This is a genomic window from Streptomyces sp. NPDC036764 (assembly GCF_055609385.1).
The window spans coordinates 2,720,783-2,745,475 of the sequence record NZ_JBVJPT010000001.1; the positions used below are offsets into that span (position 1 = coordinate 2,720,783).

Sequence of the window (24,693 nt, forward strand, 5' to 3'; positions counted from 1 at the left end):
CGAGCCCGGCAGGGCCGTGGTGGGGCCGATGGGTACTTCAGGTCGGTGCACTAGTCGACTAGCTAGCCATCTGGTGGACTGGTCGGCGGGTCGGGTGCCCGCGAACGGATGAAACGCCCGCGGACACCCAGGGGGTGCAGCTCAGAAGCCTCGGGCAGCGAGCCGGGGCCCGTACTCCCACACCCGCTGACCACCAATCAGTCGACTCAGCGATGCTCTTTCAGATCTAGCGCCGCTTGCACCGGCAGGTGGTCGCTCGGTAACTGGCCATTCGCTACAAAGGTGTTGATGGCCGCCCAGTGTGTAGTCACCCGGGGGGTGGTGAGGATCCAGTCGATGCGCTGGCCACCGGCCTCCGGCGGCCGGAAGTTGTTGAACGTCGCATACAGGGGACCGCGCGCAGCCGCAGCGTCCCAGGTGTCCAGGAGTCCGAGGGCCAACATCGCGTCGTAGACCTGGTTGTCGTGTGCTGCGACGTTGAAGTCGCCGGTCACCACGACCGGTAGGGAGCTGTCGAAGGCGGCGATGGTTTCGCCGATCAGCTCTACGGAACGCTCGCGCGCGTACTGGCTCCGGTGGTCCAGGTGGGTGTTGAGTACGTAGAACTCCCGGCCTTCGCGGGCGAGATCGCTGAACCGGACCCACGTCACCACACGCGGTAGGTCCGCGCCCCAGGTGTTGGAGGCGACCACGGATGGCGTGTCGGAGAGCCAGTAGTGGTCGAATTGGATTGGCTTCAGACGTCCGGTGTCGTAGAAGACGGCCGCGAACTCGCTTTTCCTGCCGCCCATTCGGCCGATGCCGATCCAGTCGTAGTGCGGGCCGATGTCCTTCTCGATCCTGCGCAGCTGCCGGTAGAGACCCTCCTGGGTGCCGATGACGTGGGGACGCTCCCGGCGCAGCAGTTCCCGCATTGCCGGGCGCCGCACGGCCCAGCGATTGCCGCCGGTGGCGTGGGCGACTTTCAGGTTATACGTCATGACGCTCAGCGCCCCTGGCTGCTCGCCGGCCGAGGCGGGCATGGTGGACCCGTCGGTGGTGAGCAGCGGGGTGGCCGCCGCTGCGGTCTTGAGGCTCTGGTGGCGCGTCAGTCCTATGTCGTCCGGCACGTGATCTCCTCCCCTTGGGAACCAGGATGAGGGCGGCTGTCATGTCAGTGTGTCCACCGGCGTGGCGCGTGCGCCGGGGGCAAAGCGAGTGAAGTGCGCAGACGGGTGATCGATGGCTAGGTCGGGCCGCCATGCGGTGAGGATCTGGGCGCTGCACACGAACAGGCCGTCGGGGAGCTGGTCGAGCGGGTACCACGCTCAGGCGCCGACGCTCTCGTCCGGCTGTGTGGCCGGCTGCCCCTGCCAGGCGTGGACGAGCGCGCCGACGGTGACCCGCAGGACACCTGCGACGTGATCGACGAGCGTGCCCAGGAGCCCCCAAGTCCTCGGCGCGAGCGACCAGACCGGTTTCCTCGGCGAGTTCGCGGATCACCGCGTGCGCAAAGGGTTCCCCGGCCTCCACGCTTCCGCCGGGCAGTTCGAGGGTGCCGCCGTGGTGCCGGCCCAGCAGGATGCCCTGCTCGCTCAGCAGGATCGCTCCGACGCCGACGGCCGCGTGCGCGGCCGGTGCTCGGGTGCTGCTGCGGCGGCTGGAGACGCGTGTCAGCCGGTCGGGCAGGCGCCGGCCGCGGATGAGTTGCACGATCGCCGGGTTGTCCGTTTTCGGTGCACGCAGCAGGTCGATCGCCTCCACGACGAAGCCGTAATCAGTCAGGAGGCCCTCCCACCCTTGCCCGGTCAGGGCCCACGTCTGTACCGGGGCCGGTGGTGCCGTAGCCGAGCTCGGTGACCACGCCGGACAGCTCGTGGCCCGGCACGGACGGGGTGCGGTCACGACCGGCCCGATCGTTCCAGGTGCTGGGCCAGTCCAACTCGCCCGGGGTGAATCCGGCGGCGTGGACCTTCACGATCACGTCGCTCCCGGCGGCGCGCGGGTGGGGGACCTCGGTGAGGGTCAGGCCGCTGACACCGGCGTCACGGTCTTGGGGAACTCCGGGCCCACCGGCGCCGGCCTGGCGGTCGTCCAGACCGGCGGATGGGGCGACGTCACGCAGGGACGCTGAGCGGCGGGTGCTCGAGCACTTGGGGCTTGTACTCGACCAGCTGGATGCGGCCGTCGAAGGTGCGGTGCTCGATCATTTCGAGGGCAACGTCCGGGTAGCCGTCGTAGATGCGTTCTTCGCCCGTGGCGCCGGTGATCACAGGGAACATCACGACCCGGAAGCGGTCGACGAGTCCGGCTCGTAGCAGGGACCGGCACAGGCTGAGGCTGCCGATCGTGCTGAGGAGCCCCGAGCCATTCGACTTCATGTCGCGGACCGCCTCGACGGCGTCGTCGCGGACGAGCGTGGAGTTGGCCCACGTCAGTGGCTCCTGGAGTGAGGAGGAGAACACCACCTTGGACGCTCGCGTGAGCTCGTCGACGGACGCCTCTTCTTCGGGCCTGAACTCGTCTTGGCCAGTCGGGACCTCGCCTGCGGCGAAGCCCGACATCAGGCGGTAGGTGTTCGCTCCCATCAAGTAGGTAACCTCGGGCTGCTCGCCGAGCCATGCGAGGTACTCCGGGCCCTCGAGGCCCCAGAACCCGGGCCATCCCTCTCCCGATGCGTGGCCGTCGAGGGAGGTGATGAAGTCGACGAGAAGCTCCGACATGGCGGTGTCCTTTCCTAGGTGTCACCAGGTTGGACCGGCCGGGAGCCGCAAACTCATCGGCCGCGCTGTGGACCAACGAGGGAACCTCTGTTTGCCCGCCTGTCTCCTCGGGCGGACCTGGTCAGGCGGGATGCCGGTGCTCGAGCAGGAGGGTGGTGTCGTCGAGACGGGTAGAGATTTGGGCATCTCCGGGTCGTGCGGCAGTTCGGTGCGCGGTTGGCCGGGTGGTATGACGCTAGCCGCCGGCGCCGTTCCGAGGTGCGGCTCTGGCTCCCGGCGCGCACCGCACAGGACCAAGGCGGCACTGGCCGCCCAGTGGCTGAGTGGCCCCGAAGGAGCGACTCTGCCGCTGGTCGACGTTCGCTCGGCCGGCAACCGCGTAGACATCCTCACCGACAACAGCCGGCCCGACGAGCTCGCCCGCTCTCACTCCAGCGGCTGGTCAGGGCTGTGGCGGATCAACAATTCAGATGCGCACGAGCTAGTTCGCACTCGTATACTCGTGCGACTCATGGAGGGGCGGTGGAGACAGTGAAGCTTGCCGAGGCACTGGCAGAACGCGCGGAGGCGGCCCGCCGCGTGGAGCAGCTGCGAGCACGTGTCGTCAGTAGTGCGCGGCACCAGGAGGGGGAGGCACCCGCCGAGAATGCGGCTCAGCTGTTGGCTGAGGCCGGTGAGGTGATGGACACCCTGGAAACGTTGATCAGGCGGATCAACCGGACCAATGCCACCGTGGAGGTGGGTCCGGACGGCACGCTCACCGATGCCCTCGCACGCCGGGACGTCCTGCGGCTGCGTCACTCTGTGGTCACCGCGGCGGCGGACGCGGCAGCGGGTACGGGGGAGCGGGGATACGGCCGGCAGCTTCGTTCCGGGCTGATGATGCTCTCCGCGCTTCCGGTCGCAGAACTGCGTGCTCAGGCGGATGCACTCGCCCGGGAGATCCGCGAGGTCGATGTGCGGATCCAACGTACGAACTGGGAGATCGATCTGCTGGACTGAGCAGTCCAGCAGACTGGGAGGATGTGGAGCAGGTAGCTGCTTCGGAGGCGTGCACACACCGAGGGCTGGCGGTTTTCCGGCCCACTCCTGGCGCGTGAAGAGCAACGCGGGGTTCGACTCCCTAATTAACAGTGCAGCTCAGCACCGCGTACAGGTAACAGTGCACATCGCACCGCACATCACCACGTGCAGATCCGAGGCGGCGAGGGCGGGTTCGGGGCTTTCCACATCGCAGCATCACGGAGACGGCGATCCACGGCGGATGCAATTCTGGCGGCGGTCCTCCATCTATCGCGAACGAGGGCTTCTGCGAGATCCGGGTCGTTTGAGAGCGCTGGCCACTGGCGCACTCGAACGACCTGGCAACCGCGCAGGTCAGCAGCCCACCACACGCCAGACGCAGTGCGCCAGGGCAATGCAGGTCGCGCCCTTATCTCGTTCAACGCTGAAACGCCGGCACCTGGAAGGCCAGGCGGCCCCACCGGGAACAGCCGGCCCTACCGGCACGGTTGCATCGACCGAGGGACCGGCGTCGCCCGGGCGGGGAACACGATGACCAGAGGGTTGTCGCCCCACCAGGATCCGGACCCCAGGAGCGGCACGCCCGCCGCGCAGTCGGACCAAGACGTATTTCTGCAGGAGGACTGTTTCATGACCGACCGGCCCTTGACGCTCATGGCAGTACACGCCCACCCCGACGACGAGGCCACCGGAACCGGAGGGGTCCTCGCGCGGTACGCGGCGGAAGGCATCCGTACGGTTCTCGTGACGTGTACCGACGGCGGTTGCGGTGACGGACCGGGGGGTGTCAAGCCGGGCGATCCCGGGCACGATCCGGCGGCGGTTGCCCTGATGCGCCGTCAGGAACTTGAGGCGAGCTGTGGCGTCCTGAAGGTCAGCGATCTGGAGATGCTGGACTATGCCGACTCCGGGATGATGGGCTGGCCGAGCAACGACGCCCCCGGATCCTTCTGGCGGACCCCCGTGGAGGAAGGCGCGGCCCGACTCGCGGACCTCATGCGGCACTACCGACCGGATGTAGTCGTCACCTACGACGAGAACGGCTTCTACGGTCACCCCGACCACATCCAGGCACACCGCATCACGATGGCGGCGCTGGAGATGACCGCACTCACCCCGAAGGTGTACTGGACCACGATGCCCCGCTCGGGAATGCAGCGGTTCGGTGAGATCATGCGTGAGTTCGGTGAGGACATGCCGGAGCCGGATCCTGCCGAGGCCGCCGCGCTGGCCGAGATCGGCCTCCCCGACGATGAGATCACCACGTGGGTGGACACCACCGCGTTCAGCGGTCAGAAGTTCGACGCGCTGGCCGCGCACGCCAGCCAGGGCGAGAACATCTTCTTCCTCAAGATGGGCAAGGAGAGGTTCAGCGAGTTGATGGGCATGGAGACCTTCGTACGCGTCCAGGACGCCACCGGCGCGGCCCTACCAGAGAATGATCTCTTCGCCGGACTGCGCTGATCCATCCATCGGGAGCGGAGCTCGGAAGGACCCCATGCACGACGAGACCTGGGCCGCGGCGGTGCGCTATGCCGTGGACTAGGGCGCGGACGTGATCAACATGTCGTTCGGCAACGACGGCGGCAAGACCCTGAGCGACGGCCTGGCAGCGATCGCGTACGCGCAAGCCCACGACGTCGTGGTGGTGGCGGGCACCGAGGGATCCATAGCCGTCGGCGAGCGGGCCGCGCTGCCCGGCGTCGTCGCCGTCGGCGCCATCGACAAGGACGGCAACCGCTGGGAGCGTTCTAACACAGGAGGCGGGCTGGCCCTCGTGGCTCCCGGTGTCCAGATCCTCGGAGCGGACCCCACCAGGTCGTAGAAGTACAGCCTGTCCAGGGGCAGTTCGGATGCCGCAGTCTATGGGTCGGCCACTGCCGCGCTGATCCGCTCGAAATACCCCGAACTCACCGCAGGCCAGGTCATCAACCGCCTCATCAAGTCGGCCTCGTTCCGCGACCGCAAGGGGCTGACGGCGCCCAACGAGGAGTACGGCTACGGGATCATCAGGTCTTCCTTCGTGGATACCCCCGGCTTCAGCCGGGGGAGGAAACGAAGCTCCCGCGGGAGCGGGGCCGGGAGAGCCGATTCGCCGGCAGGGCGGATCGGCGTACACCAACAGCGCAGGTGAAGCCGACCACGTAGGGCAGGAGGGCTCAACTGTCAGTCCTCCCAGGTACGTTGGGACGCATGACGACAGAAGCGATCACGGAGGCGAGCGGCTACTGCCGGTACTCCTACCGTCTGCGTTGTCGTCTGCGGCGCGCGCTGCTCTTGATACGGAGTGGGACCGGTTGCGGTGGGTGTGGAATGAGTGCGTCGCGAAGTCCAGGGCCGTCAACGCGCACAACCGGGCGACCGGTGAGGGGGCGACGTGTGGTCCGGTGCAGATGGCGGCGATGCTGACCGAGGCCCGCGCCCGCACTGAATGGCTGCGGGAGGGTGCGTGTGTTCCTCAGCAGCAGGTGATCCGCGACTTCGGTAAGTCCCGAGCCAAGGCGCTGAAGGACATAAAGGCCCGGCTTCCGATGCGGCAGCGGGCCGGGATGCCCAGGTGGAAGGAGCGCGAGGCACTGCCTACTCTCGAGTACACCCGGCGGGGTTCCGGCTGAAGGACGGCCGCCTGTATCTGGCCGGCGGGATTGTGGTGCGGCCGGTGTGGTCGCGTGAGCTGCCGAAGCCCCTGTCTGGCGTGCGCGTGTACCGGGATGCGGTGGGGCACTGGTGGGCATCCTTCGTTGTCCCCGCCGTGACCGAACAACTCCCGGCGACCGGGCGTGTGATCGGGATCGACTGGGGCGTCAGGGAGACCGCCACCACCACATCCGACGACCGCGATCTCCCCCACCCGCAGCACGGGCGTACGGCCGCGCAGAAGCTTGCCCGCTACCAGCGGATGATGGCCCGGCGCCGTCCGGCCAAGGGACAGGCCGCCTCGAAGGGCTACCGCGAGTCGAAGCGGCAGACCGCGAAGCTGCACCGCAAGGTGGCCGCCCAACGGCAGGACACCGGCCGCAAGTGGGCCCAGCAGGTGGTCCGCGACCACGACGCCATCGCGGTGGAGGACTTCCGGCCCAAGTTCCTCGCGAAGACCACCATGGCGCGCAAGGCCGCCGACGCGGCGATCAGTGCCACAAAGAAGGCCCTGGTCGAGATGGGCCGCAAGCACGGCAGGGCCGTGCACCTGGTCCACCCCGCACACCACCATGGACTGCGCCACGTGCGGAGCGAGAACCAAGCACGCACTCCCTCTTTCCGAACGAACCTATGCCTGCACCGCGTGCGGAGCCGTCTCCCCGAGAGACAAGAACTCCGCCCGCGTGATGCTGGTCCGGGCTGGTCTCAACCCGACTGGTGCTGATCTCGTAAGCCCTGCCACCTGCTAGGTGTCAGGCGAATGAGCCAGGAATCCCCCTCCTCCAGGAGGCGGAGGAGTCAAACATGTCGCCTTCGGCCAGAGGAGCGGGGCGCAGCACCTCCAGGGCGAGGGGCAGGAGATAGCTGAGTCCCACGTTTTGCCCGATCAGCAAACGCATGTCCTCGACGGTCAGTTTCCTGATCGGCCGACGCCGAAGGGCATGTAGCGCCGCAACAAGGTGACTTGCATCTGCTGGTGGGGCCGGCCAACGGTCGCGCTCGAGGTCCTCCAGAGAGCGGACGGTCTCCAAGTCGAGTCATTGTGCGATCGTTCCATGCCGCAGATCTCAAACGCGGTCTTGGAACGTCCTGGTCGGGGGCGCCTCGTCGCTGGGGGAGCGTGCTACTCGTCGATCGCCGCTCCGAACTGCGCATTAGCCGCAGGAGCCCCGAGCCGGGATCCGCCGTAGTTCCACGTGCCCCGGGCGACCAGTCCCGACGGCGAGGCGGGGATGACCCATACGAATCCGTCGTTGGTGTTCTCGCCCGGTGCCGTCGCGAGCAGGCCGCAGCGGCCGTCCTTGTTTGCGTCGATCAGCCGGACCTGGCCGCCCCAGCGGTCCGAGGTCTCCGCCGTGCCGGGGATGTCGGCGAGTTGCTGGTCGAAACTCTTCGCGCCGACGTTGGTGAAGCCGGTCCGATCGCCGCGCAGCACCCACACCGCGCCTGCGTTGGAGACATTGCCGATGTCCTCGCCGGGTGCGCCGATGGCGAGGTCCGGGTGGCCGTCGCCGTCGGTGTCGCCGGCCGACAGCTCCGCGCCCCACTGGTCGCCCGCCTCCGCGACTCCCGGGATTCCGCTGGAGTCCTGGGTCCAGTACTGCACGGGCTCCGGTTCCAGGCCGGACAGGTCGCCGCGGCCCGCGTAGAGGCTGATCCCGCCGCCCCGGGGTGAGCCCGCGCCGGTGTCGCCGATGACGAGGTCGTCCTGACCGGTGCCGTCCCAGTCGCCGGACACGATCGCCGGGCCGCCTGGGAAGGTACCGCCGTCGCCGAGCTCATCGACGTTCGGCGCACCGTGCAGCACGTGCACCGTGCCGATGCCGGGCTGGTCGCCGGTGGTGACGCCTGAGACGGCCAGGTCGGCCCAGGAGTCCTCGTTGTAGTTGCCGTGGCTGAGACTGCGGAACTCGAAGCCGCCGTCCACCGGGGCGAAGTCCCGCGCGCGCAGGCTGCGCTGCGACGTCTTGGCCAGTTGTCCCGCTCCGCTGGGCTGGGCGGTGAAGAACAGCAGGGCGTCGTCCTCCAGGACGGCGATCGAGTCACGTGGGTCGGCGTTCGGGTCCGTCGGGTCCGGAGCAGAGTAGCGGGCCGCTTCGATCGCCCGGCCGAAGTTCGCACCGGCCCGAGGCGCTTCGGTGTTTTCCAGCCAGGTGCTGTCGGACCCGCGCAGCCCGGTCGGTGATCCCCAGAAGATCGTGACGCCACCCGCGTCGGACAGCCCCGCCAGGTCCTCGCCGGGGATGCCGACGATGGCGTCGTCGTAACCGTCGTTGTCCAGGTCACCGGAAGCCACGGCACGCCCGAAACCGTCGCCGGCCTCGGCACTGCCCGGGACCCCTGAGGCGTTCTGGTGCAGCACGCTCCTCCTGGTGGTGCTGAGACCGCTGGACGAGCTGTACTGCACGGTGACGTAGCCGGCGCCTGTGGCGCCGCTCACCGTGGCCCCGGGGGCGCCGGTCAGCACGTCGTCGAAACCGTTGCCGTCGTAGTCGCAGTTGCGCTGCTGCCAGCCGATCGACGGGAAGGGCACCGCGGCTTGCGCGGCGGGAGCCGCGAACACGGCGCCGCCACCGAAGGTGAGGATTGCTGCAGCCGCGAGGACGGCGCTTCTGATGTGACGCACAGGAGGAACTCCTTGGTCCCTAGATGTCCTACGGCGTGCCGCTCGGCCGCGGTGGGGTGGTCGGCAGAGGCGCTAGATCAGTTTGTCGGCGCGACGCCGGAACACAGACCGGTCCGATTGCCCTGAGTGCCGGGCAGAGCGCCACTCAACCGAGAAGACACCTGAAGTTCATGAAGGGTTGTACGTCAGGTCGGACGTTCGTCGCGGAGGCGGGAGGGGCTGCACCCGGGGCTGAGGTGAACCGGAGTTGGCGACGCCGGGCGAGATCATCCCGCTCGTCACGCTCACCTACCACCTACGAGCTGGCGGCCCGCGGGTGTTTGTTCTGCGGCAGCGGGTTGCGCGCGGAGTTCCCCGTGTGGCTCGCGGTGGCCACCGCCCGGAGACGCCACCCTCAACTCTGACACCTGTTCCTTACTGGCGAGTTGGAGGGCACCCACAGCGACCGCTGCCCATGGTTTGGAGGATTCGCGCTGCAACCCTCTCCAAACGTCGGCCTCATCACGTCCACTACCTGTGTTTCAGGCTGAACGCCCCAGTTGATGACCTTGGGGCGGCGACACGGTGGCCTGTAGGAAGGTTCCCGGCGCGACTCAGACCACCAACCAGCTTGAGCCCCGGGGGACTTGCTCAGTCGTGAGCTCGCGGGGCCGGGCCTGAAAGGACGATCCAGCGTGTCTGGAACGAGGAAAAGAAATCGCTGCCTGTCCCGAATAACCATCGGTGTCACCACCGCGGCCCTGTTACTCGGCACCGGCGTGGCGTCTGCCGCCGACAGCCCGGATCCCAGTGCGAACGGGAACTACGCTCCGTCGTCGCGGCCGGCCGCCGGGCCGGAGAAGGGCACCCGAGCCGGCGGCCGCCCCGCGTCGGGAAGCAAGCCGGAAGCCGGACCCACATGGAAGCAGAGCGGCACCGTGTGGCTGGTCGACCGCACCGTGGCTCAACTGCGCAACTCGGTCACGGACCCTGACGGGGACAAGGCGAACCTCACCTTCGAGGTGTGGACCGTGGACGCGGCCGGGAAGCCGAAGGCCAAGGTGAAGCTCACGGGCCAGAACGCTGACCCGGCCAACGAGGGCGACGTGTCCGCCGAGTACGGCGTCATCGTGTCCAAGATGGTGGCCTCGGGTTCGAAGGCCACGGTCACCGTCCCGCACGGCAACCTCAAGCCCGCCACCACCTACGCGTTCCGTACCTCCGCCTACGACGGCTCGCTCTACGAGACGGACTGGTCGCCCTACGCGACGTTCAAGACCCGGGGCCGGCAGGTCGACATCACCCTCCCGGCACCCAAGAGGGACGCGACGGACCCGGCGTTCGACACCTCATGGCAGCCGGTCCCCGGCTGGGGTTCGGTGCAGACCAGGGACGCCGCGGGTGAACAGCACTGTGAGGCGACCGCGCGGGGTGACCGGCTGTGCATCGCCTGGAAGCCCGCCACGAAAGCGGACTTGGAAGCCGCCCGCGCATCCAGGGCGAAGCTGAAGTCCACGCGGGCCGCGAACCCGCCGCTGCATGACTCCTGCGAAGTGGGCGCCGCGCAGGGCACCTACCTGTCGGTCTTCACCCGCGACAAGGCGTGCATGTACGGGAAGTTCTCCGTCCAGGTCACCGATCAGACGGGCCAGGACGAGAAGGGCTATCAGGAGTTTTTGTACTCCTCCCACATGAGCACGGCGCTGACCGGCACGGAGCTGAAACTGTGGGCCCGTGTCACACCGCTGCCGATGCCCGCCGGACACCTGCCGTTCCCCGCGCAGCCTGGGGCGATCAAGCTGACCATCTCCCCGCAGTGCTCCGCCGGGTGCGCCGACAAGCCCTCCTACGCCTGGGACGGCAACCTGATGTGGGGCGGCTCCTACGACATCGACCCGCACGAGGAGACCGCGACGGCCACCGTGCAGTGGTCCGGCGGGGTGCCGGACGAGTCCGGGAAGAAGGACTCCGACCTCTCCCAGGCGCTGGCGTTCGCACCGTACGCGACCTTCTCCACCTCGGTGCCGGAAACCTTCCCCACGGACAACAGCCAGGGTTTCATCGGCAATCCGGTCTATACGCGCTGCGACATGGTGTACTCCCCGGCGGGCTGCGTGTTCCGGGACTACATGCCCGGCTATGTGTTCAACACCGCCAAGACCCCGGCGGCCGCCGCGCACGCCTGGCTGATCCAGGCGAAGATCCGCAAGGGCGCGCCGCTGACCTACCTCCCCGACCGCAGGGGCGACACGGGCGAGCACGGTGAGCGCAACAAGTACGGCCGCGACCCCGACGCCAACCGCAGGGTCATTTGCCCGGACGGCTGGGCCGCCAAGTCCGGGCACCCGGACACCACACCGGTGACGGACATCTCCGCCGGCGACAAGTCGTCCTGTGACGAGTTCACCTTCGCGGCGAGTTACAACAGCGGCGGGATGCCCTCCGACATGGGCGGCACGAACCAGGTCAGCTCGGGCGACAAGTGTGCGCAGACCTACGCCACCAAGCTGTCGGACGGCACTTGGCGACTGTACGATGACGAGCGCACGGCCGCGCCGACGTGGTCCGAAGTGTGCGGCCGGTCCGCGATGTCCGGGTGGGTCAACTCCACCTCGATGAGCCGCTTCCCCACGTTCGCCAAGGAGCTCCGGCTGATCGATCAGGACGCGTATTTCGTCAGGACGCCGGGCTTCGATAAGTGCGACGCCTCGAAGCCGACGATCAAGTGCGACATCCGCTAGCACCGGACTGACGCACACCCCAGGTGTGGCACGGGGCCGGTCACGGGCCGACCCCGGGCCGCGCCACATCGGAGAACGGAGACACGCAGTGAGTTCCGGCGGGATCACATGGATTGCCGACGAGGACATCTCCTGGCTCGGCTACTGCATCAAGCTGGCCCGGGGCCTGACCGGCGAGGAGCTCACCGCCCGCCTCGCCGCGACCGGCGGCCCCGTACCGGTCGAGGCCACCACCGGGCCGCGGGCCGAGGAGCTCATCGACGAGCTCGACGCGGAGCGTGGTGACAGCGACAGCATCGCCGTCCGTTACGGCGACCACGCCGGCCTGGGCTTTGCCGTTGCCTACGGCCACTGGCCCTCCGTCCTCGGGCCCGCGTACCACGACGGGGCATCCCGGAACGGCGCCCACGTGTTCGAGCTGTACTACGAGAAGCAGAACCCGAAGGTCCCGCCGCCCGCCTTCGCCTACTTCCACGACGACAGCTACGTGTGCGGCTTCGACATGTACATGAACACCTGGTCGCAGGAGATCACCGGCCCGGGCGCCGACCTCGTCCGCGCCGACATCGTCGCGGCCGGAATCCCGGAGGAGAGGGAGAGGGACACAGCACACCGCGCCTCTCTCGCCGTTCTGGAGCAGCGCTTCGAACTGGCGCTGCCGCGTGATCTGATCCTCGACGCGTCACTGCCCACTGCGCTCGTCAGGGGGCAGCAGCCGCAATGAGCTCTGCCGCGCACTCCGTGTGCCAGCCCCTTCCGTCACGATCAGCCGTAGCGGGCCGACTGCGGGCAGCGCAAGCATGCGAGCCAGCGGATGGCCGCGAAGGGGGAGCGGGCGGCGTTGCGCGATGAGACCAGGCGTCAGCGCCAGCAACTGCGGGCCACCTCCAACTACCTCCGGAAGGGGCCAGTGATCACGCCGCCGAAATCCCAAGGGCTCACAACGAGTTTGCCACGCTGGAAGCCGAGGTCACGCCACTGCGGCGGGAACTCGACCACCTGACCACCCAGGCCCCGCGCCTGCCGAGTGTCCGGCCGGCACCCCCTCGGTGCCGGCCTTCGGCGCATTCGGCACATGTTGATGCCGATGAGCGTGTCCAAGTGGTCCCACAGGGCGATCACGGACATGGCGAGTCTCTTCACCCGCTCGTACTCACATTGGAGGCCGCTGCGCTCCGTCAGGCCCAGGCGTCGGCGGGCCTCACCGACACCGGCGATGGCCACCTTCGCCTGGACGTCGTCCGCGGGCCGCTCATGGGCGTGTCGCTCGATCTGTGGGACCAGCCCTTCGAGGGCCTCGCGGAAACCGGCTTCGAAGGCTTTGACGGTGGGGTGGCTCGGCAGCGTCGTCTGGGCGGTGAACCAGATGGCGCTCGCTCGCGTACTCGCGGTACGTATGGGCGACTTGGCCTCGTGGACGGCGCTCACCGGGCCTCCGCCGAGGGACCCTGCTTCTGGAACTTGTCCGCAGTGCCGCGATCCCCGGTCACTGTGCCGTAGCGGTCCACGGTGTACACGCGCACCGGCTTCTTGTCCCGGATGTGCCTGGCGGCTGCGCTGTTGCCCATGTCGACGCTCCCTCGCTGGTTGAGCGTTGGCCACTCCCGGGGCCTTTCGTGCGACCCTCGGGCTTTGTCGTCTCCGACGCTAGGAACGGCAGCAGCGGCATCGCCAGGAATGTGCACCGATGTACACACGGCTTGATTGCCTACTTGACCAGTCAAGGTTTAGAGCTGACCGTGATGTACATCCATGAACACTCAACGTGCAGGAGGCGGTCATGCCCTTACAGTTCATCGGGATCGACCCCAACACCGGCGACGGGGAGAGCCCCACGGTCTGGGTTGACCAGGACAAGGACGAGCTCGTGCTCCAGGGCTGGAAGCCGAGCCCCGAACTCCAAGCGCAATGCGCGGCGTTCGAGATCCCTGGCCACGCCAAGGGAATCCCGAACCACGAGGCCGTCGTCCGGATCCCTGCCAGGATGGTGCACATGATCAGGGAGGCGTGCGATGCCCTTGAGCGTTCCGACATGGCCTGAGCTCCTCGGCTCAGCCAGTCATTCAGCCGTGCATCTCGAAATGCGCGACTCCTACGCAGTCGACTACGAGAAGGGGCCGTTCGCCGACTGGCGCGCAGGGTTCCGACACGACCGGTGCGAGCGTGCCTCCTGGTGGCGGCCTTGGCTCGACCTGATCCAGGAGACCGTGGGCCGCGGCGTCGTCGTGTGCCGCGCCCGCATCGTGTCCGAACCGGTCAGCGAGTACACCCGCTTCCTGTATGACGGCACCTTCACCAACATCGCTGCGGGCGAGCAGGTGCGGTGGCTGCCGCGCCGCCGTGCCTCGGACATCGCCCTGCCCGGCAACGACTTCTGGCTGATCGACGGCCGGCTGATCAGGTGGAACCATTTCACTGGTGAGGGTGCCTCGGCCGGCGGGGAGATCAGCGAGGACCTGGCCGCAGTCAAGCTGTGCGCCGACGCCTTCGAGGCCGTGTGGGACCGCGGCATCCCGCACGACATGTACAAGATCAGCTAGCGAGAGTGACCAGGCCAGCTCATGTCTATCTCCCCGTCCTCCTCCGCCCAGGCTGCCCGGGAATCCGTCGCCGGCCGCTTGAAGGAACTCCGCGCGGATGCCGGGATCAGCGGGCCTGAGTTGGCCTCGCTCTGTGGCTGGAGCCACCCGAAGACCTACCGGATCGAAGGCGCCCGCACCCCTCCATCGGCCGAAGACATCCGCCGCTGGTGCGAAGCGTGCGGAGTACCCGGGCAGGCCGACGACATCATCGCCCAGTCCCGCACCGCCGAGTCCATGTACGTCGACTGGCGGCGCAAGGTCCGCACCGGGCTCAAGCAGCTGCAGAACAGCTACGTCCCACTGTTCAAGTCCACGAAGCTGTTCCGGGTCTACTCGCCGACGATGGTCCCCGGCCTCCTCCAGACCGAGGGCTACGCACGCGGATTGATGACAGGCATCGGCCGCTTCCGGGACATCCCCGACGACGTCGCCGAAGCGGTCGCTGCACGAATGGAGCGCTCCCGCATCATCCACGAACCGGGGCACCGCTTCACCCTGGTCATTGAGGAAGCGGTGCTCTCCTACCATCTGGGGGACAGCGATGCGATGGCGGCGCAGCTCGGCTACCTGCTGACCGCCGGCGCGCTCCCACAGGTCTCCCTGGGCATCATTCCCAGCGCGACCCCGGACCGCCCGATGTGGCCGCAGGAGGTGTTCCACATCTACGACGAGTCCCTCGTCTCCGTCGAACTGCTCGCCGCCCGCGTTCAGGTGACTCAGCCATCCGAGATCGCGCTGTACCTGAAGGCATTCGAGCAACTGCGGAGCATGGCCGTCTACGGGGCCGACGCCCGTGCCCTGATCGTGAAGGCCATCGACCGGCTGCACTGATCCAGTCAGATGCCGGGGGAGTCCATCCATCTGGTCCGTCGGCTGGGGTCTGTGACGGGTCGCCAGAGGGATGCTGAAGGTCCGTCTTGGAGTAGGTCGGTCAGGAGGGCGGCCAGGATGGGCACGTTGTGCAGGAAGTCGGCTCGTGCCAGCTTGGCGCCGGCATGGAGGGCGGTGAGGCGGTTGTCGATGCCGGTGGGGCCGGTGCCGTCCAGGACGAACAGCACCCGTGGGAACACGGGATAGCGGTGTCGCCATTCTTCCGTCGGGAGTTCACGCGTGCCGGGCAGGGGCCGCACGACCGGGACCGGCACGTACCGGTAGAGCCGTTCGTAGAAGCTGATCTTCGAGGCGAGGCGTTCGGGTCCCATGGTGGCCCGGTCGATTTCCACGAATGCCCGCAGCATCGGCCCCCCCGCTGCTGTCTTGGCTGCCGTGCCGGTAGTACAGCAGGGCATCGGGGACCAGGGCTTTACTGCTGCCGAGCGGGTGGTGGACCTCCGGGATCCAGTCCAGCGGCTGGCACACGTCCCCGCAGCGGCGGGCGTCCTGCACGAATGCCAGGGCGGTCTCCGTCACTGCCAGGGTGTGTCCCACGCGCAGCCCGGGCGGCGGTGCGATCGGCTGCCAGCCGCGGTGGCCGCCAGTCCCGCAATTCCGGCCACTGCGAGGCGACCTCCGCCCCGTACTGAGTGACGAACCACACCCGTGTGCGGCCGGCCTGCGGCAGCGTCACACGCGCGACGGGGCGGGCTGCGCTGTGCCGCGCCGCGCCGCACCACGAACACGAACCTCCTTCCCGGCCGGTCGGGTGCGTCGCGTACGTCCTCAACGACGAAGCCCTGCTCCTGCAAGTCCCGCTTGACCGCCAGCGCTGGCACCATAGGTCCTGTCTGAAAGGGCCGCGCCGCACCAGAGGGTGAAGGGCAGCCCATAGGGGCGTGCCCACTGCGCGAGAGACCGGATCATGACCGAGCCCGCTGTCCATAGCCTCTACTTCACCACCGCTGAGCCCACCGGCTGCGTTGTCAGCGCCGACATCGACCGCAACACCGTCCGCATCCGCATCCGTACCTGCCACTGCACCGATCACACGCAGCGCGGTCCCCGCATCGACACGGTGATCTTCAACAGTCGTCCATAGGCGGGCTTCGTCCCAGGGCCCCGTCTACGCCGATGGGGCTCGCCGGAGGCGGCCAGATAACTATCTCCCGCATCAGCCTGCCCGACGAGCCCGCCGAACCCGCTGTTGAGGAGATGGCGTACGACCTGTGTACCCGCTGGGTGGGCCACAGCCCGCTGCGTCGCGCCGCACTTGCCATCCTGCAGCACCTTCAGGACCAGGACGTCGACCTCAGCGACGTGGAACTCTCCGGCTGCCGCTTGGCCATCCCCAGCCGTATAGCTGGCCGCCTCGAAGGGCCCCGCTGGTGGGTGAGCTGGAAGTGGCAGCACTACCGGTCCATCCCGTACTGCCTGCCGACGGTGACGGCACGTTGGCGAGGTGGTGATGTCTCTGCTTCGTGTTGCTCTCAACGGATCCGGCGCGAGTGGACATACCGAGTAGTGCCTGGCGTCGGCGCGAACCGGTAGCGCGTGCGCGGGGGCGCACGGAATTATGGTGCGATCGGCAGCGGCCGTGAGCGCCCATGCAGAGACGGAGAGGGTGGCGCATGGCGGAGATCCATCCGAAGCTGTCAGTGGATTCCGGCTACGACCTCACACTGGCGAACGACTCCTACAACTGGTACCGCAGCGTTGCGATCCGCCCGCGCCGTGCCTACAGGATCTCCGAGACGACGATCCTCCTTGGTCGCCCCGCACATCACCTCATCCCCGCGGCCTCGGTGCACTGGGCGTCGTCGGTTCCGGCCTGGGCTCCGTCTATCACTGGCAGGACAACTACGTGCACTTCAGCGGTGCCCACGAAGCGGCAAAGGCCGAGCGCAGCCGCCACCACACCAGCGCAGAACCGTACGACGATGCAGCCACTTGGGACCAACTCCTTGCTCTGGAGGTTTCGCGATCGAACAGGGAGAGACGAACGGGTGGGCCAAGGTGGCCTCGGAGCGGCCGAAACCGTAGGTCTGTCCATCAAGTGATGAACGCTGGCGGAACTGACAGGAGGGATGGCCGATGACTGGCGAACCGGTTGCTTTCATGAGTTACGCCCAGTTCAACGACCGGCATGATCGCGGCTGGCTGACCGCCTTCCGTAAGCGGCTGAGCGGTGAGGTCGAGGCGCTGACCGGCATGCCGTTCCCCATCTTCCAGGACCGCGAGAGCATTGAGTGGGGCGAGCACTGGGAGTCGCGAATTAAGCAGAGCCTCGACGCGGTGACACTGTTCATCCCGATCGTCACGCCGCATTTCTTCACCAGCGTCTCCTGCCGCAAGGAGCTCGGAGACTTCTTGCAGAACGAGCGGACGCGCGGCCGCCAGGACCTCGTGCTGCCGCTGTACTACGTGACCGCCGATCTGCTGGAGGACTCCGGGAATACGGACGAGGACGCCACAGTCCTGAAGTCCCGGCAGTACTACGACTTGCGCGGGCTGCGCGGTGAGAAGCCCCGCTCCCATGCCTTCGAGGAGGGGGTACGGCACGTCGCCCAACGACTGCGCCGAGCGTTCACGCAGCGCTCCGCGACTGGTCCGGGCCGCACGGGGAATCGGGCGGTGGACGGCCGTGCATCGGCTCCCGCGTCGAAGGAGCCCTCGGACGACGAGCTGGGCTCGTGGGACGGCCTGGTCCGTGTGCTGCGGCAGACCGCTTTCGACGACTCGAGCTGGACGGCCCTTGCATCGAGCGCTGCCCTGCTCGTGCACCAACTTTCCTTGACCCGGCCGCCCCACCCGACCGACGACGACGTACTCAGTAGGTACGTAGGGGAGTTGGAACGCACGCTGGCGGCGGCGTCGAGACCGTCCGCCAGCCCCATGCAGGTGCGCTCCGCTTGCGCGCACGCGGCTAAGACACAGGGATGGTTGCTCCAAGTGCTGGCGAACAGCAGTCGGTTCTGAGTCCCGAGCGTGGCCGCGGGAGCTCGCCCGAGCGGGTACGGCGCGGTGTTGAAGGCCGTCCAGGCCAAGCTGGGCGAGCTAGGCGAGCAGTGCAGAAACCTCCCGAATCTTGAGCGGCACTTCGAAAGTTTCAGTGCAGAGGTCGACGAGGTCCGAAGTCTCCTCGGTGGCCTGGGCGACGCGTTGCCGCCCCCGATGCGGCAGCTTAAAGAGGCCCTGCTTGACCAGGCACAGGACTTGAAGGACGACACAGACAACTTTCGCGACTATCTCTCACGGCAACACGAGATGCCGCCGAGCAGGTACCTCATCGGCCGAAAGGACATGGGCAAGGAACTGCGACAGACCATCAAGGCCATACAAGAGTTCCTCGCCAAGTTGCCCGAGACGTTCAGCGGCACGTCCAGCCTCCGGCACAGAGCCCGCGACTCGATCGTGGTATCGGTCCACGACGAGCATCTGGCATCGGGCGACACGGTCCGACGGGTGGCCGAGGACTGACCGCGGACCCAACCGTGGCGCTTGCCGGAAGGGGACGACGCGGAAGACTGCCGCGAGGTGCGGGGCGCCTTCACGCGGTACCAGCACGAGCAGCCGCGCCTTGGGGGCGATCCGCTTCGCCGCCGCGGCGGCGACCACGGTCTTGCCCGTTCCGGAGGCGGCATGTACCCGTCCGCGCAGGCCGTTCTCGAAGATCCCTGCGAGCGGGACGTCGAGCCCCCCACACGATGTCGGCCACGGCCTCGACCTGCTGGTGGCACAGCTTGATCCCCGTCACCGGCCAGGTGCGTCGGGAGCGCACTCCGGGATAATGCGGCTATGCCTCTGACAGGGCCCGACTACGTGCGACTCACGCACACCGCGCCAACACTCGACAGCGAGGCGGACGGTCGCTGGATCGCCCCTGACGAGTCCGGCTACGACGGCGAGGATCTTCTGAGTGAAGGCCGCTACATGATTGTGGCAGGAGTCGCCGTCGACGACGCGGAAGCCGAAGCCATCGTGGGCGACCTCCGTACAGAGACAAGCATTCAGCCGACCGTCCGCGAGCTGAAGTTCAAGCACTTCCAGCGTGGGGACCGGCTGCAGAAGCTCAGCCGCCTGTGGCAGATCGGCGGCGCGTTGCACGGACGATGTTCGGTGTACGTGGTCGACAAGCGATACGGAATCATGAGCAAGGTCATCGACCTCTTGGTCGAAGAAGAGGCCTACCGACGTGGTATCGACCTGCATGTGAACAGGCAGGCCAGAAAGCTGGCCCGGGCCCTCGCGTGCGACGGTCGACGCGCGCTGAAGGGCGACCGGTTCAACAAGCTGGAGCAGGCATTCGTCGCCTTCGCCCGCCGCAAGGACCCGGGCGACCGGCAGGCAGTCATCCAGACCTTCTATGACGAAGTGGAGGCGGCCTGGACGGTATCGACCCGGCGCAACGTCACCGAGGCCCTGCAATGGCTTCGGCCCACGCGTGCCCACGCGGAGGCACTTCACAACGACGTAGCGCCTCAACCGCCGCCGCACCTGGAACTGCTGGACACTGCGCTCGCCACTCTGACAAGAGCCTGGAGCGAACGCTTGGGAACAATCAGCGTCCTGGCCGACGAACACCGAGAACTCACGGACGCCCGGCTGGAAGTGACCAGAAACGTCCTGCGCTCCGGGGCCGGAGCTACGCCTTCCTCCATGCACCGGCGCCTTCGCGTTCAACGCATGGTGCGCGGGAGCTCCTACGATCACGCGTCCATTCAGCTTGCCGACCTGCTCGCTGGCGCGGCGGGAAGCGTGGCCAAGGGTGACGGCCGCAAGCCCACCGACGCCAGCGTACTGCTGCGTCCGATCATCCTGCCGCTGATCGAGCGGACATCGCTCGTCCCCACCGAAGGGCTTGACCCCTTCAGCTCCGACCGGATGTGAAGAAGGCCGAACTCGAGGATCTCTTCACCCGGGTCACGTAGCCGGCCAGTGCGCGTCCCACCAGGAGACGACCACGGCCTGTGCCACTTCCAGCGCACGGGAGAACAGGGGCATACGACGCGGCCGCATTAACTGGTGGTGCGCCGCCAATACCTCTGGCAGCCCCTCCAGACCTGCCAGCACATCCAGGAGCGTCGTCCTGCCCACGCAGTCGGGCGTGTTTCGGCGTGTCACAACCTGGCTGAAGAACCGAAGGGTCAGAGGTGCTGGCGATATCGCCCACGCTGCGGTCGAGGCTGAGCACACGGCACTGCTCGGCGAGAAGCTGGGCGCGATGATGGTCTGTCGGCGTGGGGCGGGGTCATTCGGGTTTTGTGATGGGTGGTGCGTCCAGGGGAGTGGGGTGGGGGGTGCGCTGTGGCTGGTGGGTGTGGCGGGCCTGTTCTGCCTGGATGCGCGGACTGCTCTTCAGGATTTCTGTTTCTGCGGAGGTGGAGGGCCAGGCGGAAAGCTGGTAGCGCTCGATCGGGTCGGAGTCGGTGCCGTCGGGGTTGGTGGCGCGGCCGTGTGCGTGGACGCGGATGCAGTACCAGCCGAGGCCGGCGGTGGCCAGGTTGGGCAGGTCTTCGGCCGGGCCGAGGTCGAGGGACTCGACGAGCATCTGGGCGGATTGGCACTGGATGCTGACCTCGACGATCTCGTCCCAGGGGGTGTCGTCGGTCGTGTGGGGCGGGCTGTCTCGTGCTTCGGCGGTCACCTGGACGTCGCCTGTGCGGATGCCGGTGAGGATGATGGCGCCGTGCGACATGGGGGCGGCCAGGCCGTTGGACCAGTCGGCCGTGTCCACGGGGATGTCTCCGCCGTCCAAGACCCCGAAGGTTCGCTCCGCGACGAAGAGTTGGGGGGCGCTCATCTGCTGGGCCTCTCCTTGCCGGGGATGCAGTGGCAGCCCGGGAGCTTGCCCCCGGGCTGCGATCGTACGTCGGTTCGGCACCGGCCGGCGGACATCGCACGGTCGCGATGGCCGCCGAACGGTTGTGACGGACGGTCTAGGAGATTCGGATCTGGAAGGGGTCTCCGTCCAGCATGCGCTCTCTGCGGAAGAACTGGGTGTTCAAGCCGCCCTGGGCCTCGTTGTCACTCTTGTTGATCATGCAGGCGCTGGCTCCCCTGGAGCCACCGCCCGAGGGGATGTTGGGCAGGTCGCAGGCGGAGAAGGAACGGCGGGATCCCCCGGAACTCAGCCCCTGCTTGGAGGTGGCGATGGGGTATTCATCGCAGGATTTGTCCTGGATGCCGGGGGCGTCTCCGCATGCCTTGGTGCGGTTGTCCCGGATGGTCTGGGCATTGGTGGTGCGGGTCAGCGGGTCCTTGAAGGAGCCGCCGGGCAAGCCGGAGGCCTGGGCGCGCTTGACGTGCTTGGCCAGGTCCGGGTAGGTGGTCTGGTCGTAGTAGAGGATCGACGGGTACCAGGAGACGACGCAGCCGACCCGGGGCCGGCCCGTTGTGGCGTTGTCACAGCGGAACTCGTTGAAGCTGACCGGCAGGAGCGCGTCGTTGTGGCCGGGAGTCTGGAGGGTCAGTGTCCAGGTGCTCTTGCACTTTCCCTTCGTGCCGGCGGTGTGGATCGTGGTGTCGTAGAACGACTCCCCAAGCCGCCAGGAGTTCTTGGGCAGCAGCGGCTTACTCGGGAACCTCGCGCTGCTGACCTTGCAGGCTCCGGTCTTCTTGGCGGAGCCCTTTACCGAGCCCCTGTTGAGGGCGTCGCCCCAGCCGTCGTATGCGGCGACCTCGATCTGGTGGGCGATGGTGCCCAGGCCGGTGTCGCCATAGCTGTAGCTGATGAACAGCAGCTTGGCCCGGCCGGTCTCGCGCCACACACCGTTAATCTTCTGCTTGGTGGTGTAGTCGGCACCGCCGACCTGGCACACAGCCGTGCGGAGCCCGACGACCTTGCCCCTGCTGTTCTCGCACCACTGGGGAGGAGCTACCCCTGCGCGGGCCGCGTCCGCAGTCATAGCCGTCGCACTCTGGGCAATCGCGTCCGGCGGAACCTGCTCCACACAGGCCGCCTTGCCCTCCTCGTCAGGCTCCGAACACGTTTCCCCCGTGGAAGACATGGGCGACTGCTGCAGCTTCGTGAAGGGCATCTCGACGCCAGCACCGGCAGCCGGCTCCTCTACTGAGGGATCCTCCAGCCCGTCGGCCACCGGCGCGGGATCCCCTCCTTCCGCCAGCAGCTCGGACATCTCCTCGTCCATCACCCAGGAGGCATCCCCCCCCAGGACGAGCCCTCCTCCTCCGGGACGGGTGTGGGATCCTCCGGCACCCCCACGGCCACGTCGGGCGCAGATCCAGCAGGCGGTCTCGGTCATCCACCGCGGGCGCAGCGTGATGGCCCCCACCCTTCCCTCTCACGAGGCCGAACCGAGTCAACCCGGCCTGCCCGCATCACTGATTGCCTTGCAGCGTGCGGCAGACCTCGAGCGCAGGAAGCTGGAACTGCTCGAACCCTCTGACGAGCGGACGCAACAGCGTCAGCTCTGGCGTGAGGCGGCGGGGGTCGTGCAGGACGCTGTAACCCACTACGCACGAGCTGAGCGCCAGAACCGCTTTGACGTTGAACATCAGCTACGACGAGCCGCGAGGGGCGATGGCAGCGGTAGCAGCTGACCGGGTACCCGTCACCGCGTTCAGACGCGTCCGTGATAGGTCGTGCGGAAGACCAGCAATGCCCAGAAGGCGGGGCCTTCGTAAGCGGAGGAGGAGCCGTACGTGCTCATGCTGTCCAGCGTCCACCCCTCCCGCTCAACGCCGTCGATGGCCGCCGACAGCAGCTGCTCGTGCGCCTGGTCCGAGGCCGCGGGGTGACTCATCGGCACGCTCACGGAGAACACCTTCGCCTGGGAACTGCGCGCTTGAGCGGTGATCGTGTCCAGCCATGCACTCGCGCTCTCCACGACCGCTGTCATGTCTTGCCCCGTTCCGAGCTGTACTGCCATCCGTCCCCACACGTTCGATCCCCTACGTTCGACGGCCCGCAGGATGCAGGCCCTGCGGACTCCATCCACGACATGCCCCGCATACGGCTGTCCCGTCTCACTTGATCTGGCTCCGCGCCAAGGCGTGGACCTGCGGGCGACCAGGTCGACTGAGAGTCGCGGTGCCGGGAATCTCGGTAGTTCTGGTTCCGGGAGCGTGGATGCCGGACGTTGTCTCAGCTCAGAGGAGTCCGACTCTCATCGGGCTGTCGAGGTGCCGATCGGTGCATGCGTACTGTTGCCCCCACTGTCCGTCGGTGAAGCGCGACCACCACACGGCGGAGTCGCCTGCCGCGCCTGCCCACACCATGATCACGGACCCTGTATCGGAGGCCCCCAGCGTCGGACTGCCCGCTGTCCGCCGGTCGTTGAGCACCTGCCGCGGCCGCCACCTGGGAGCCTCGGGAGGGCCTGTCAGCGTTGACCAGCTGATGTGGTCATCGTCGGTGTTGCGCCATGCCATGTGGAGCGTGGTGCCGTCGGACACCAGGGAAGGCAGCGCGTTCGTGTGCTGGTCGTCGGCGATCGTCCCGTCTTGCGCGGTCGCGCCATCGAACCAGTGCCAATGAATACGGGTGTCGGTGCCTCTGCCCCGCCACGCCAGGTAGCGACGCCCTTGGTGTACGGCCGCTGCGACGCCCTCGACACCACGAACCACGGTGTCGAACTCCATCGGACTGGTCCACTCGCCGTCGACCAGCTCGGACCAGACCATCATCCGGTCGCGGGAGTACGGATCGGGGTTGGTGTTGTACCGCTTCCAGTACATCAGCAGCCGGCCGTTGAACGGCGACAAGGTCGGAAACGTGTCGGTCTGGAGCCAGTGCGCCGATTGCTGCGGTGACCAGGCCGCCGGATGGTCGGTCAACGGCCCGCTGTAGCCCGACAGCGTCGACCAGTAGATGTGCTTGTCGTCGTCGGCGCCTTTCCACGCCATGTAGGTGGTGTGCCCGACGCGCGCGATGGACGGCGGGCTGCTGGCGCGGCGATCGTCCAGTACATGCAGTCCCGGCCACTGGAACACCAGCCCAAACTGGCGCTCATCCGGCGACCATCGAACATGATTGTCCGAGTCACCCTGAAACCAGACCATCGCCGGCACTCTCGACATACGCCCCCCTCATCCCCCGCGCACCCAGATGTTGCCGTCCAGCCAGTACAGCAGACCTTGCCGCACGTCGGAGCCCCTAGGCGAGGGAAACCGCACCGATCGGGGAAGCGGGGCCGGGGGTCCCGTGTCCCGTACGCAGAAAGTGTCACCTCGACCAGCGACAGCCCGCTTCAAACACGTCGACGAACCGGGTCACCTGAGACCGCAAGCGAATCGAACCGGATCACATGAGACAGGGACCAGATCCTTGGGGAGCTCATCCCCTCGACCGCATCCGCGTTATTCAGCTTGCCAACCTCGGCATCTCCCTCACCGTGTGAGTGGATAAGCGCCAGCAGGATCGTCACGAGCCACAAATGGTGGCTGACCGACCCCGTGAGCTGTGGATTAGGTGAAGGTGCGGGAGTGTCCGAGTCTCGTGGTGTTGGACTTCGGGCGCGGTGTGCCGCCCCCCCCCGCGGTCCGGAGTGGAGCCACAATCTCGC

General features: G+C 67.5%; 25 protein-coding genes and 4 pseudogenes. 13 read left to right on the forward strand and 16 right to left on the reverse strand.

What is annotated here, in order from left to right; genetic code table 11:
- Positions 1 to 206: 206 nt before the first annotated feature.
- The 4 genes and pseudogenes from ACZ69Q_RS11410 to ACZ69Q_RS11425 form a co-directional block, all read right to left on the reverse strand.
- Complete coding sequence (locus ACZ69Q_RS11410; protein WP_471040209.1) at positions 207 to 1,046, reverse strand: endonuclease/exonuclease/phosphatase family protein; 840 nt, start codon at positions 1,044 to 1,046, stop codon at positions 207 to 209.
- Positions 970 to 1,884: an NUDIX domain-containing protein gene (locus ACZ69Q_RS11415; protein ID WP_471039881.1), complete on the reverse strand. Its 915-nt coding sequence runs from the start codon at positions 1,882 to 1,884 to the stop codon at positions 970 to 972. Before ACZ69Q_RS11415 ends, ACZ69Q_RS11410 begins: the two co-directional genes overlap by 77 nt.
- Positions 1,811 to 2,077, reverse strand: a pseudogene (locus ACZ69Q_RS11420) (alcohol dehydrogenase catalytic domain-containing protein); the annotation flags it as partial. The pseudogene ACZ69Q_RS11420 and the gene ACZ69Q_RS11415, both read right to left, overlap by 74 nt.
- Positions 2,078 to 2,096: 19 nt before the next feature.
- Positions 2,097 to 2,702: a dihydrofolate reductase family protein gene (locus ACZ69Q_RS11425; protein WP_471039883.1), complete on the reverse strand. Its 606-nt coding sequence runs from the start codon at positions 2,700 to 2,702 to the stop codon at positions 2,097 to 2,099.
- Positions 2,703 to 3,233: 531 nt separating this feature from the next.
- Here ACZ69Q_RS11425 and ACZ69Q_RS11430 point away from each other — a divergent pair.
- From ACZ69Q_RS11430 to ACZ69Q_RS11445, 4 genes and pseudogenes are all read left to right on the forward strand, one after another.
- Positions 3,234 to 3,704: a DIP1984 family protein gene (locus ACZ69Q_RS11430; RefSeq protein WP_471039886.1), complete on the forward strand. Its 471-nt coding sequence runs from the start codon at positions 3,234 to 3,236 to the stop codon at positions 3,702 to 3,704.
- Positions 3,705 to 4,355: 651 nt separating this feature from the next.
- Positions 4,356 to 5,189, forward strand: coding sequence for a PIG-L family deacetylase (locus ACZ69Q_RS11435; RefSeq protein ID WP_471039889.1), 834 nt, complete (start codon positions 4,356 to 4,358; stop codon positions 5,187 to 5,189).
- Positions 5,190 to 5,280: 91 nt separating this feature from the next.
- Positions 5,281 to 5,550 (forward strand): hypothetical protein, encoded by a 270-nt coding sequence (locus ACZ69Q_RS11440; protein WP_471039892.1) that lies wholly within the window; start codon positions 5,281 to 5,283, stop codon positions 5,548 to 5,550.
- 368 nt (positions 5,551 to 5,918) lie between these two features.
- A pseudogene (locus ACZ69Q_RS11445) lies at positions 5,919 to 7,102 on the forward strand (RNA-guided endonuclease InsQ/TnpB family protein); the annotation flags it as partial.
- 15 nt (positions 7,103 to 7,117) lie between these two features.
- Here ACZ69Q_RS11445 and ACZ69Q_RS11450 read toward each other — a convergent pair.
- Together ACZ69Q_RS11450 and ACZ69Q_RS11455 are read right to left on the reverse strand one after the other, a co-directional pair.
- Positions 7,118 to 7,396 (reverse strand): contact-dependent growth inhibition system immunity protein, encoded by a 279-nt coding sequence (locus ACZ69Q_RS11450; RefSeq protein ID WP_471039895.1) that lies wholly within the window; start codon positions 7,394 to 7,396, stop codon positions 7,118 to 7,120.
- 92 nt (positions 7,397 to 7,488) lie between these two features.
- Entirely contained in the window at positions 7,489 to 8,991 is a 1,503-nt protein-coding gene (locus ACZ69Q_RS11455; RefSeq protein ID WP_471039898.1) for an FG-GAP repeat protein, read from the reverse strand.
- 758 nt (positions 8,992 to 9,749) lie between these two features.
- Between ACZ69Q_RS11455 and ACZ69Q_RS11460 the strand changes: the two genes are divergently transcribed.
- A complete protein-coding gene (locus ACZ69Q_RS11460; protein ID WP_471039900.1) occupies positions 9,750 to 11,711 on the forward strand; it encodes a hypothetical protein in 1,962 nt (653 codons plus the stop codon).
- Positions 11,712 to 11,799: 88 nt separating this feature from the next.
- Positions 11,800 to 12,435, forward strand: a complete 636-nt coding sequence (locus ACZ69Q_RS11465) for a hypothetical protein (RefSeq protein ID WP_471039903.1) — start codon at positions 11,800 to 11,802, stop codon at positions 12,433 to 12,435.
- Positions 12,436 to 12,602: 167 nt separating this feature from the next.
- Here the strand turns inward: ACZ69Q_RS11465 and ACZ69Q_RS11470 are convergent, their stop codons facing one another.
- On the reverse strand, positions 12,603 to 13,139 hold the full coding sequence (locus tag ACZ69Q_RS11470) for a DUF6415 family natural product biosynthesis protein (RefSeq protein ID WP_471039906.1): 537 nt from the start codon (positions 13,137 to 13,139) through the stop codon (positions 12,603 to 12,605).
- Entirely contained in the window at positions 13,136 to 13,279 is a 144-nt protein-coding gene (locus ACZ69Q_RS11475; protein ID WP_471039909.1) for a hypothetical protein, read from the reverse strand. Before ACZ69Q_RS11475 ends, ACZ69Q_RS11470 begins: the two co-directional genes overlap by 4 nt.
- 212 nt (positions 13,280 to 13,491) lie before the next feature.
- Between ACZ69Q_RS11475 and ACZ69Q_RS11480 the strand changes: the two genes are divergently transcribed.
- From ACZ69Q_RS11480 to ACZ69Q_RS11490, 3 genes are read left to right on the forward strand one after another with little or no spacing between them, the layout of a single operon-like run.
- Positions 13,492 to 13,752, forward strand: coding sequence for a hypothetical protein (locus ACZ69Q_RS11480; RefSeq protein WP_471039911.1), 261 nt, complete (start codon positions 13,492 to 13,494; stop codon positions 13,750 to 13,752).
- A complete protein-coding gene (locus ACZ69Q_RS11485) occupies positions 13,724 to 14,251 on the forward strand; it encodes a DUF6879 family protein (protein WP_471039913.1) in 528 nt (175 codons plus the stop codon). The genes ACZ69Q_RS11480 and ACZ69Q_RS11485 overlap by 29 nt, the downstream gene beginning before the upstream one ends.
- Positions 14,252 to 14,272: 21 nt before the next feature.
- Positions 14,273 to 15,124, forward strand: coding sequence for a helix-turn-helix domain-containing protein (locus tag ACZ69Q_RS11490; protein ID WP_471039916.1), 852 nt, complete (start codon positions 14,273 to 14,275; stop codon positions 15,122 to 15,124).
- Between the two features lie 5 nt (positions 15,125 to 15,129).
- Here the strand turns inward: ACZ69Q_RS11490 and ACZ69Q_RS11495 are convergent, their stop codons facing one another.
- The 3 genes and pseudogenes from ACZ69Q_RS11495 to ACZ69Q_RS11505 form a co-directional block, all read right to left on the reverse strand.
- A complete protein-coding gene (locus tag ACZ69Q_RS11495; protein WP_471040218.1) occupies positions 15,130 to 15,531 on the reverse strand; it encodes a hypothetical protein in 402 nt (133 codons plus the stop codon).
- 88 nt (positions 15,532 to 15,619) lie between these two features.
- Positions 15,620 to 15,721: pseudogene (locus tag ACZ69Q_RS11500) on the reverse strand (replication-relaxation family protein); the annotation flags it as partial.
- A gap of 173 nt (positions 15,722 to 15,894) precedes the next feature.
- Positions 15,895 to 15,981: pseudogene (locus tag ACZ69Q_RS11505) on the reverse strand (SAM-dependent methyltransferase); the annotation flags it as partial.
- Between the two features lie 110 nt (positions 15,982 to 16,091).
- Between ACZ69Q_RS11505 and ACZ69Q_RS11510 the strand changes: the two are divergent.
- The 4 genes from ACZ69Q_RS11510 to ACZ69Q_RS11525 all read left to right on the forward strand — a co-directional run bounded on the left by ACZ69Q_RS11510 (position 16,092) and on the right by ACZ69Q_RS11525 (position 20,056).
- Complete coding sequence (locus ACZ69Q_RS11510; RefSeq protein ID WP_471039919.1) at positions 16,092 to 16,268, forward strand: hypothetical protein; 177 nt, start codon at positions 16,092 to 16,094, stop codon at positions 16,266 to 16,268.
- Positions 16,269 to 17,260: 992 nt separating this feature from the next.
- Positions 17,261 to 18,145 (forward strand): toll/interleukin-1 receptor domain-containing protein, encoded by an 885-nt coding sequence (locus tag ACZ69Q_RS11515; RefSeq protein WP_471039922.1) that lies wholly within the window; start codon positions 17,261 to 17,263, stop codon positions 18,143 to 18,145.
- Between the two features lie 45 nt (positions 18,146 to 18,190).
- Positions 18,191 to 18,646 carry a hypothetical protein gene (locus tag ACZ69Q_RS11520; RefSeq protein ID WP_471040221.1) on the forward strand — a complete coding sequence of 152 codons (456 nt, stop codon included), beginning with the start codon at positions 18,191 to 18,193 and terminating at the stop codon, positions 18,644 to 18,646.
- Positions 18,647 to 18,964: 318 nt separating this feature from the next.
- A complete protein-coding gene (locus ACZ69Q_RS11525; RefSeq protein WP_471039924.1) occupies positions 18,965 to 20,056 on the forward strand; it encodes a DUF3800 domain-containing protein in 1,092 nt (363 codons plus the stop codon).
- A gap of 361 nt (positions 20,057 to 20,417) precedes the next feature.
- Here the strand turns inward: ACZ69Q_RS11525 and ACZ69Q_RS11530 are convergent, their stop codons facing one another.
- From ACZ69Q_RS11530 to ACZ69Q_RS11550, 5 genes are all read right to left on the reverse strand, one after another.
- The gene (locus ACZ69Q_RS11530) at positions 20,418 to 20,969 is read right to left on the reverse strand and encodes a hypothetical protein (RefSeq protein WP_471039927.1); all 552 of its coding nucleotides are present in this window, start codon (positions 20,967 to 20,969) and stop codon (positions 20,418 to 20,420) included.
- A gap of 136 nt (positions 20,970 to 21,105) precedes the next feature.
- The gene (locus ACZ69Q_RS11535; protein WP_471039930.1) at positions 21,106 to 22,305 is read right to left on the reverse strand and encodes a NucA/NucB deoxyribonuclease domain-containing protein; all 1,200 of its coding nucleotides are present in this window, start codon (positions 22,303 to 22,305) and stop codon (positions 21,106 to 21,108) included.
- A 202-nt stretch (positions 22,306 to 22,507) separates the two neighbouring features.
- Positions 22,508 to 22,684, reverse strand: coding sequence for a hypothetical protein (locus tag ACZ69Q_RS11540; protein WP_471039932.1), 177 nt, complete (start codon positions 22,682 to 22,684; stop codon positions 22,508 to 22,510).
- A 65-nt stretch (positions 22,685 to 22,749) separates the two neighbouring features.
- Positions 22,750 to 23,028 (reverse strand): hypothetical protein, encoded by a 279-nt coding sequence (locus ACZ69Q_RS11545; protein WP_471039934.1) that lies wholly within the window; start codon positions 23,026 to 23,028, stop codon positions 22,750 to 22,752.
- A gap of 250 nt (positions 23,029 to 23,278) precedes the next feature.
- Positions 23,279 to 24,190, reverse strand: coding sequence for a hypothetical protein (locus ACZ69Q_RS11550; protein WP_471039936.1), 912 nt, complete (start codon positions 24,188 to 24,190; stop codon positions 23,279 to 23,281).
- Between the last annotated feature and the right edge of the window lie 503 nt (positions 24,191 to 24,693).